Below are 9,221 nucleotides of genomic sequence, written 5' to 3'. Positions count from 1 at the left end.
TGGATTTATTTTCATAGTAGAAAAAGATACTTGAAGTTATCGAGTCTAATGAGAGTGATTTGTATTTAGATAGATAGTAAGATTATGAAGAAGAAAGGAGGCCTATTACGAGATTGGCAAGTATTAACGATGTCCTCCAGATAGAGGAACTGGTGGTCATTCATCTTGTGTGAAACATTCGTAATAGAAACATTATATGTTAAAAGGGTTAACAGATCAGCAGGTAGAAGAGAGCCGTTTAAAGCACGGAAGTAATGTGATTGAAGAGGCTGAAGCAGAAACGTTTTTTGAAAAAGTTAAAGCACAATTAGGTGATCCAATGATTAAATTATTAATTGCCATTGCTGTAATTATGGGGATTTTGGCAGTTATCGGTCATGGAGATTGGTTAGAGGTAGCAGGAATTGTTTTTTCAGTTGCTTTAGTTACACTTATTTCTGCTCGTACGGAGATGGCTTCAGATAGTGAGTATCGTAAATTAAAAAGTGGTGTTAAAAAAGAAACATGTAAAGTGTATCGTCATGGAAAAGTCGTTGAACTTGAGATTGATGATATTGTGGTGGGAGATAACGTTATTTTACAATCTGGAGATAAAATTCCAGCTGATGGCTTTTTGATAGATGGCTTCATTAAAGTAGATAATTCGAGTTTAAATGGAGAGTCAGAAGAATGTAAGAAGTTTGCACATGAAGATCCAAATAGTGTTGAACTGCCGACATGGAACACATCGATTACAGGGGATACATTCGTCGATGAAACCTCTGTGTTTCGTGGAGCAGTGACGGTAGATGGAAGTGCTGTGATGAAAGTCGTTCGTGTTGGAATGGCAACCGTCATGGGAGAAATGGCAAAAGAGATGGCTGATGATGAAGTCGATAGTCCGTTAAAAGTGAAATTATCAGATTTAGCCCATAAAATTTCAACCTTTGGTTACATTGGAGCTATCCTCATCATGGTGGCACTGTTATTTTCTAAAATCATGGCTATGGGGGGATTTGGTGCTTACTTTGCACAAAATCCGGTTTTAATTTTTAAACAAATCTTAGAAGTAGTGATGCTAGCTGTTGTGATTATCGTGATGGCTGTTCCTGAAGGATTACCATTAATGATTGCTATTGTTTTAATGCAAAATACGAAGAAGTTATTAGATAGCCAAGTCTTAGTTCGTAAGCCAATCGGGATTGAAACAGCTGGGTCATTAAATATTTTATTCAGCGATAAGACAGGAACGATTACAAAAGGAAAACTGGAGGTTGTTGAATTTTTTGATGGTGCTTTAGAAGATAGTTATGAAGCTTCAGTTATGATAAAAGAGCAAATGCTTCTTTGTATTGGAAAAAATACAGGAGCGATGTTTGATGCGAGTGGAGAAATTATAGGTGGGAATGCCACAGATAAAGCGTTACTATCGTTCTTAACTAAAGAAAATTATGAGGCAGTTCAAGGGATTGAAGGATTTAAAACACAACAATTTAACTCAGCTAATAAATACTCAGCAGCAGAGTTAGATGGAACAACTTATTACAAAGGAGCCCCTGAGCGTTTATTGTCACGTGCAAAATATTACTTAGATCATGAAGGAAATGTCATACCATTAGATCTAGCAGCGATCAATCAAAAAATTGACCAATTAGCTGAAAAATCAATGCGTGTTTTATCCTTTGCTTATAGTAATTCACCATTAGTTGAGGATACTTTACCTACTGACTTAGTGATTATTGGTTTTGTTGGAATTCGTGATGATGTTCGACCAGAAGCTCGTTACGCCATTGGAGAAGTTCAGCAAGCGGGTGTTCAGGTCGTGATGATTACAGGTGATCGTAAAGAAACAGCGGTTGCCATTGCAAAAGATTGTGGGTTAATGAAAAAAGCGAGTGATGTTGCTTTGACATCAGATGAATTAAATCAATTATCAGATGAAACAGTGAAAGAGATGTTACCGAATATCCGTGTTATTGCGCGTGCCTTACCAACGGATAAATCACGCATGGTCCGTTTAGCCCAAGAATTAAATTTAGTTTGTGGAATGACGGGGGATGGTGTGAATGATGCACCAGCTTTAAAACGTGCCGATGTTGGCTTTGCGATGGGATCAGGAACAGATGTAGCAAAAGAAGTCGGGGATATTGTTATTTTAGATGATAATTTTAAATCAATTGAAAGTGCGATTTTATATGGGCGTACGATCTATAATAATATTCAAAAATTTATTAAGTTCCAATTAACGATTAATGTGGCAGCTGTCGCAATTTGTGCAATTGCGCCATTCTTAGGAATGGAACAACCATTAGGTGTCACTCATATTTTATGGATTAATTTAATTATGGATGGGTTAGGAGCGTTAGCTTTAGGATCAGAACCAGCCTTAAAAGCGTATATGAATGAAAAACCTAAATCGCGTACAGAAAGCATTGTGTCACGAAAAATGATGGGACAAATCTTGGTCGCGGGAACTTATGTTACTATGTTAAGCTTAATTTTCTTAACATTACCATTCTTTAAAGAGTTCTTTGGAAGTGAAGATATTCATTCAACGGCTTATTTCTCATTATTCGTTTTATTAGCTGTATTTAATGCGTTCAATATCCGTAGTGAAGGAGCGAATCTGTTTGTACACATGAATCAAAATCCAGGATTCATTAAAGTGATGGGTATGATTGTTATCGTGCAAATTGTTTTAACATTCGTTGGTGGCAAAATGTTTAGCTGTACGCCGATGGGATTAACTCATTGGGGGTTAATCTTGCTTTTAGCTGTTTCGATTATTCCAGTGGATTTAATTCGAAAAACCATTGTTCGTGTTTTACATCCTAAAACACAAGTTTCCATTGTTGTGGAAGAGTCTCCTGTTTCAACAGCAAGCGAAGCCGATCAAAAAGCATTGGAATTTTAATGATGACTTATTAGGGTGATAATTGATTGATGAAAATCTAGTTAAAGGATGACTTTGACTAGGTTTTTCTTTTAGCCCTAGGGGCACCTTTTCTATGGGTTAGTCTGCAGTGAGTTATAAATATAGCCCGGGAAATAATTGTTAAACTCAGTTGGTTTGATGTTAAATCACTTCTTTATGGATGACGAGGGGATGTCATCCATAAAAAAAGCATCTCATAAGATGCTAAAATGAAACGGCAAAGTCATTTTAAAATAGCTAATTATGTTGCATACACTTAGTAAGATAGAGATAGGCGAGTCACACGTCTCATTGATAATAACTAAGTATTGGATTGTTTCGTTAATAGGCAAGTTTTTGAATGCTTTCATACCAGTGACGTTCATTCACTCGAAAATTTTGTGTTTCGTATTTACAGATAGGATATCGGTTGGGGTTAATGATTTGAGTCGAATCAAGGTCAGGTCCTTTTTTGATGAGTAAAGTAGAATAAAAGAGTTGAAAGTGTTGAAGAAAGTAAGTAGAATAAGGATAAATATGATTTGTGAAAGTGATGTGGAAAGATGAAGATTTTTTTAAGTGGAAGTGTCCCGCTTATTATTGTGATTATCGCCTTATTTCAAAAGATTGAGTGGCGACGCCATATTAAGGAACAAGCCCGCTCTTATTTTCAAGAAGGTGCTTGGATTAAGTTTGCTCTTTGTTTAACGGTATCTGTTTTAGGAACGATGATTGTAACAGTTATTGTTGGAAGATTTCTTACGTTCTTTGCTTTTTTAGTGCCTTTGTTTGGAATGTCAATGATTTCGTATGGAACGATTGATGTTATGCATCGTATCCGTCGTGGACAAGAGTTTGTGCTAAGAGATTTTTTCCCAACCGATCAATTAGGTTCAGTTGTCGGACTTTATTTTATTAAAGGATTGTATCTTTTCTTTTGGTCATTATTATTAGCTGTTCCTGGAATTATCAAATCCTATTCTTATTCTCAGGCGATGTTTATTTTAAATGATAACCCTGGAATAGGGATTGATGAAGCGATCACACGTAGTCGTGAAATGATGAAGGGTCATAAGTGGGAGCTTGTGGTTTTACAATCGAGTTTCTTGGGATGGGCTATTTTAGGGTCATTTACTTTTGGGTTAGCTATTGTTTATAGTTTACCTTTATATGCCATGTCTATGTTTGTTTTCTATGACTATGTCAAAAATGGTTATTTAAAATCGAATCAATACGAAAACGTTTATACAGTCTATTAGATTGCTTTTGAGTCATAAAAGTACGACTTTCGCTGATAATTGGTACTTTTTTTGATTAGAAAACGTCGAAATGATATTTTGTGTCGCTTTGTGCTATAATAGAGAAATGAAAGTGAGTGATGTTATGATTCGAGTATCTCAAATCAAGATTTCAATTGATGATCCGATTGAAAAAGTAAAAGAGTTATTATTAAAACAATTGAAGTTAAAAGAAAGTGACTTATTAGAATATAGAATTTATAAACAATCGATTGACGCCCGTCGCCGTGGAAAGTTAGATTTTGTTTATACGGTAGATATTGCGGTTAAAGATGAAGCGAAAATTTTAGCTAGAAAGTTACCAAATGTTTCGATTACACCAGATATCGAATATAAATATCCTGAAATGGGAACTGAAGTCATGAAACATCGTCCAGTTGTTGTTGGATTCGGTCCAGCAGGAATGTTTTCTGCTTTAATTTTAGCTGAGATGGGCTATTGTCCAATCGTTTTAGAGCGTGGAGGAGCGGTTGAAGATCGTGTCCGTTCAATTGCTGAGTTTTGGAGTGAAGGAAAACTAGATCCTAATTCAAATGTTCAGTTTGGTGAAGGTGGGGCTGGGACATTTTCTGATGGAAAATTAACGACACGTGTTAAAGATTTACGTGGACGTAAAGTGTTAGAAGCCTTAGTCGAGGCAGGTGCACCAGAAGATATTTTATATATGGCCCACCCGCACGTTGGAACTGATTTATTACGTAATATTGTTAAAAATATTCGTGAAAAAATCATTTCATTAGGTGGAGAAGTTCGCTTTAATACACAAGCCACAGGGTTTATTATCGATGATGGACAAATCACAGGGGTTAAAATTAAAGGTGGCGAAATCATCGAAACGGAGCATGTTATTGTCGCGATTGGACATAGTGCACGTGATACGTTCTATGAGTTATATGAAAGTGGTGTTCATTTTACAGCTAAACCATTTGCTGTTGGTGTTCGCGTGGAGCATCCCCAATCATTAATTGATGTGGCACAGTATAAAGAATTTGCTGGACATGAAAAATTAGGAGCAGCCGAATATCGATTAACGCATACAGCATCAAATGGACGAGGGGTGTATACATTCTGTATGTGTCCAGGTGGATTAGTTGTTCCATCAAGTTCTGAAAAGGGTCGCTTAGTAACGAATGGAATGAGTGAACATGCCCGTGATCAAGACAATGCAAATAGTGCGTTACTTGTTCAAGTATTCCCAGAAGACTTTGGTTCAGATCACCCGTTAGCAGGTGTGGAGTTCCAACGTCGCTTAGAAGAAAAAGCTTTTGGATTAGGTGGAAGTAACTATACAGCCCCAGCCCAATTAGTCGGTGATTTCTTAAAAGGACAAGCCTCTAAAAAGTTAGGATCAGTGACGCCGTCATATGCCTTAGGTGTTAAATTAACGAACTTACGTCGTTTATTACCTGATTATATTACGGATGCAATGGCAGATGGATTACAAGCCTTTGATCGTAAATTAAAAGGATTTGCCATGGATGATGCTGTTATGACAGGAGTAGAATCACGTTCATCCTCACCTGTTCGTATGGATCGTGACAGTGAAACGTTACAGTCATTAACTGTTAAAGGGCTATATCCATCCGGTGAAGGGGCAGGCTTCGCAGGTGGAATTGTCTCAGCTGGAATCGATGGAATCAAATGTGCGGAGGCTATGATTAAACAATTTAAAAAAATGAGCTAAAATAGTCAAATAGCGTCATAAATTTCGATTAACTTATCATATTATGTTAAGAGTATCTGAATTCTTAACAACTAATGTGCGAGGTGAAATTTATGGCGCGTCTTTTATATATTAAAGCTAATCCTAAGCCATGCGATCAATCATTGACCTATCGCTTAAGTGACTTCTTTATTCAAGCGTACCAACAAGCTCATCCGACAGATGAGGTAGAGGTGCTTGACTTATATCAAACGATTATGCCTATCATGGATTATGAACGATTGTCTCGTTATAATCAAGGAATAGAAACAGAGATTAAACAGATTGCTGAACAATTTAAATCTTATGATAAATGTGTCATTGCAGCTCCAGTGTGGAATCATAGTTTTCCTGCGATGTTAAAGGTTTATTTAGATAACATTATTTATCGTCATGTGACGTTTACTTATCAAGATGGAAAAATGCTTGGTCTTTGTTCAGAGATGAAGGTGCTGTATATTACCTCATCTGGGCAAGTCTATGATGGAGAGCGAAAATTTTTAGATCATCATCAATCTCAAATTAAAGCTATTTTTGATTTAATTGGTCTCACTCAAGTTGAAGTGGTGGGACTGCTTGGTCGTAATCGATTATCTAACGAACAACTCCTTCAAGAAGTAGGAAAACTTCAAGGAGAGCTTCAACAAAAAGCTCAAATCTTTTAAGATGAACTCATAAGTAGAATCTAAGACTTAAGGATCCTATTTATGAGTTTTTTTGTGCTGTGGTCCAGGGTTCAGGGCATAAACTATTTGAAACATTCGTTTAAAGGCTCTTAAGTATTTCATTGTTCAAAGTCAATGGCGTTATTATAGGAAAGTTTGAAGGGATAATGATCAATGAACCGATCATCAATATGCTGAGATTTTTTGAGAAGTATGAGGCGATGAAATCTTTCTATTCATAGCTTAAATAGAGGATAGGGCATAGAGTTTTATAGAAAATTGAATTAAATGAGATATGATTCATTAGAAGCTTATATTTTAGAAGTGTTAAAAATCACACAGGATCACTGTGTGATTTTTAGCGTTCGATGGTAATGAGTTGGCCAGGTTGTAAAAATAAATTCTGATTCAAGGAAATAAGTTCATCAGGTGATAGTTTAAAGCGAATGAGAAGATCTCGAATGCACTCTCCTTCCGTAACGACATGAAGTTTTGAATTTGAAGGAAGAGGAACTTTGATTTGATGTTTCGTTTGAATGATGAGTGGCTTGTTTCCGTTAAGTTTGATTAATTGTTGTGGCGTGGTTTGAAACTTTGACGCAATCGTCCTGATAGTATCATCTGATTGAATTAAGTAGGTCGTTGTTGCAAATGTTTTTGATTCCATACGCTCACTTCCTTACAGTTTAGGACATCATTTCTACTATAATCTATGCAAAAAACATAGGCATTTGACTAATTTTTTGATAATGAAAACAACACATTTTAAGAAGAGGTGTCATAGGATGAGAGTAGAAAGGTAAGGAGGGAGGGATTAGGATGGTGGGAGTTGTGACAGTCTTAGTGATTTATTTAGTCGGCATGCATCTTCAAATGAATCAATCACTAAAACAGAAATTAACGCCAGACATTGATTATATTTTAATTTTAGGATCTTCATTAAGAAGTAATCATGTCACACAAACACTTCGTTCTCGATTGGAAAAAGGCGCAGAGCTTTTGAAAGAGCATCCACAGCTGATGGTTGTGGTCACGGGGGGTAAAGGAAGTGAAACCTTACCACCAGAAGCACATTTGATGCAAAAAGTGTTAATCGAAGAGTATGGAATTGAAAAAGAACGAATTATCATGGAAGATCAAGCGCATAATACGTTTGAAAATTTAATCTGGTCGAAACCGTTATTACCTAACCATAAAATTGCGATTGTGACAAATGAGTTTCATAGTATTCGTACGTCCTTTTTAGCGAAACGAATTGGGATGGATCATATGATTATAGGAGCCCCATCACCAATTCCGAAACGATATAAATGGGAGTTGCGAGAACATTTAGCGATTGTTAAATCATGGATTTTTGATCGAGAAAGATAACGATATTTTGTATCAATTGACGTTTTTAAGGCAAACTCTTGCACTTTAGGCGTGTTAGTCATATAATCTTCACATAACGGTAAAATGAGGTGAAGAAATGGAAGCATGTAGCTTAGAAGCCATTCATGATGATGTAGTTAAAAAAGTTAAAATAAAGATGCCAAACGATGATGATTTATTAAAATTATCTGATTTATATAAAGCCATGGGAGATTTAACTCGAATTCGTATTCTTTCAGCCCTTGTTCATTCAGAAATGTGTGTATGTGATTTAGCAGCATTACTTGAAATGACACAATCAGCCATTTCACATCAATTACGTGTTTTAAGACAGGCGCACTTAGTGAATTATCGTAAAGAGGGAAAAGTTGTTTATTACTCACTAGATGATGATCATATTAAAATGTTATATGAACAAGGATTAGTTCACGTGCTTCATCAGCATTAGACTAGATGAAGTAAAATAGCTTATAAACAGACGTCAGATGATGATTTATCTGGCGTTTTTTTTATTTGGGACACACCGAATCTCCTACTTCTCTAGAGGTTTATAGTAAAGGAGGGGGAGAGCAATGTCGATGCATCGAATGTTAAGTGTAATGGCTGTAGTAGTATTAATTGATTTTGTAACGGGCTATGTCAAAGCATATTTGAAAGGGGAATTAAATAGCCCAATTGGATTAGACGGACTGATACGAAAAGCCGTGATTTTATTATCAATGGTCGTTTTGACTGTGCTCCATTATTTAATTGGCTTTAATCTAATTGAGTGGCTATCTGAAGGAATGGATTTAATTTTTATGACACTTAATATTACACCGATTACTCAGTTTTTTCTCTAGTTTAGACGAGTTTTAACCTATCCGTTTCATAGTAGAGATATTAACTTTAGTTATCTCCTTTAAAATAATATGGATAGATATAGAAACAGAAATGTATTTCATCATTGTATATCAGTCTTAGTTGAGCAATTACTTTAATACTAAGGCAGACTATAGTCCAGCTAAAAGTTTTCCCATATGAAAAACTCTTATAGAGATTCATCGTGAAAGTGATTCTGTGAATGAATTTAAGACAAATCATTTCAAAGATAATTAACGATAAATCGTTTGAGTTGTTTGTGAAAACGGCACGGATGAATAATGAAAATGACTTAATCAAGTTGACGATAAGATAGGTGATAGTCGACGAACTTGATCAATGATGGATACCTCTTTAACAGGTCTCATTGAAAAAGCTATTTTTCAATCATCAAGAGAAGTGAACAAAATAGCTATAAAGTATAAAGGGGA

The 9,221-nt window shown here is 35.8% G+C and carries 8 protein-coding genes; 7 read left to right on the top strand and 1 reads right to left on the bottom strand.

The window, feature by feature from the left end:
- Nucleotides 1-196: 196 nt before the first annotated feature.
- The 4 genes from NEH75_RS10930 to NEH75_RS10915 all read left to right on the top strand — a co-directional run bounded on the left by NEH75_RS10930 (nucleotide 197) and on the right by NEH75_RS10915 (nucleotide 6,558).
- Entirely contained in the window at nucleotides 197-2,893 is a 2,697-nt protein-coding gene (locus NEH75_RS10930) for a cation-translocating P-type ATPase (RefSeq protein ID WP_262948877.1), read from the top strand.
- Between the two features lie 563 nt (nucleotides 2,894-3,456).
- Entirely contained in the window at nucleotides 3,457-4,152 is a 696-nt protein-coding gene (locus NEH75_RS10925) for a DUF975 family protein (RefSeq protein WP_262948876.1), read from the top strand.
- A gap of 124 nt (nucleotides 4,153-4,276) precedes the next feature.
- The gene (locus NEH75_RS10920; RefSeq protein WP_262948878.1) at nucleotides 4,277-5,875 is read left to right on the top strand and encodes an NAD(P)/FAD-dependent oxidoreductase; all 1,599 of its coding nucleotides are present in this window, start codon (nucleotides 4,277-4,279) and stop codon (nucleotides 5,873-5,875) included.
- Nucleotides 5,876-5,967: 92 nt separating this feature from the next.
- Nucleotides 5,968-6,558, top strand: coding sequence for an FMN-dependent NADH-azoreductase (locus NEH75_RS10915; protein WP_055242587.1), 591 nt, complete (start codon nucleotides 5,968-5,970; stop codon nucleotides 6,556-6,558).
- A 358-nt stretch (nucleotides 6,559-6,916) separates the two neighbouring features.
- Here NEH75_RS10915 and NEH75_RS10910 read toward each other — a convergent pair whose 3' ends face one another.
- Nucleotides 6,917-7,225: a LysM peptidoglycan-binding domain-containing protein gene (locus NEH75_RS10910; protein ID WP_055242589.1), complete on the bottom strand. Its 309-nt coding sequence runs from the start codon at nucleotides 7,223-7,225 to the stop codon at nucleotides 6,917-6,919.
- Nucleotides 7,226-7,377: 152 nt separating this feature from the next.
- On the opposite strand from NEH75_RS10910, the gene NEH75_RS10905 reads away from it, so the two are divergent.
- The 3 genes from NEH75_RS10905 to NEH75_RS10895 all read left to right on the top strand — a co-directional run bounded on the left by NEH75_RS10905 (nucleotide 7,378) and on the right by NEH75_RS10895 (nucleotide 8,771).
- Nucleotides 7,378-7,929, top strand: coding sequence for a YdcF family protein (locus NEH75_RS10905; protein WP_068759551.1), 552 nt, complete (start codon nucleotides 7,378-7,380; stop codon nucleotides 7,927-7,929).
- A gap of 97 nt (nucleotides 7,930-8,026) precedes the next feature.
- A complete protein-coding gene (locus tag NEH75_RS10900) occupies nucleotides 8,027-8,377 on the top strand; it encodes an ArsR/SmtB family transcription factor (protein ID WP_055242593.1) in 351 nt (116 codons plus the stop codon).
- 124 nt (nucleotides 8,378-8,501) lie between these two features.
- On the top strand, nucleotides 8,502-8,771 hold the full coding sequence (locus NEH75_RS10895; RefSeq protein WP_262948875.1) for a phage holin family protein: 270 nt from the start codon (nucleotides 8,502-8,504) through the stop codon (nucleotides 8,769-8,771).
- The last annotated feature ends 450 nt before the right edge of the window (nucleotides 8,772-9,221 follow it).

The sequence above is a fragment of the Turicibacter sp. T129 genome, from assembly GCF_025594975.1.
Lineage (GTDB): Bacteria > Bacillota_I > Bacilli_A > MOL361 > Turicibacteraceae > Turicibacter > Turicibacter bilis.
This window is presented reverse-complemented; position numbering and strand designations above follow the sequence as displayed.

Coding starts and splice junctions, on each gene's coding strand:
- NEH75_RS10930 (WP_262948877.1), top strand. CDS start 197: ATGTTAAAAGGGTTAACAGATCAGCAGGTAGAAGAGAGCCGTTTAAAG.
- NEH75_RS10925 (WP_262948876.1), top strand. CDS start 3,457: ATGAAGATTTTTTTAAGTGGAAGTGTCCCGCTTATTATTGTGATTATC.
- NEH75_RS10920 (WP_262948878.1), top strand. CDS start 4,277: ATGATTCGAGTATCTCAAATCAAGATTTCAATTGATGATCCGATTGAA.
- NEH75_RS10915 (WP_055242587.1), top strand. CDS start 5,968: ATGGCGCGTCTTTTATATATTAAAGCTAATCCTAAGCCATGCGATCAA.
- NEH75_RS10910 (WP_055242589.1), bottom strand. CDS start 7,225: ATGGAATCAAAAACATTTGCAACAACGACCTACTTAATTCAATCAGAT.
- NEH75_RS10905 (WP_068759551.1), top strand. CDS start 7,378: ATGGTGGGAGTTGTGACAGTCTTAGTGATTTATTTAGTCGGCATGCAT.
- NEH75_RS10900 (WP_055242593.1), top strand. CDS start 8,027: ATGGAAGCATGTAGCTTAGAAGCCATTCATGATGATGTAGTTAAAAAA.
- NEH75_RS10895 (WP_262948875.1), top strand. CDS start 8,502: ATGTCGATGCATCGAATGTTAAGTGTAATGGCTGTAGTAGTATTAATT.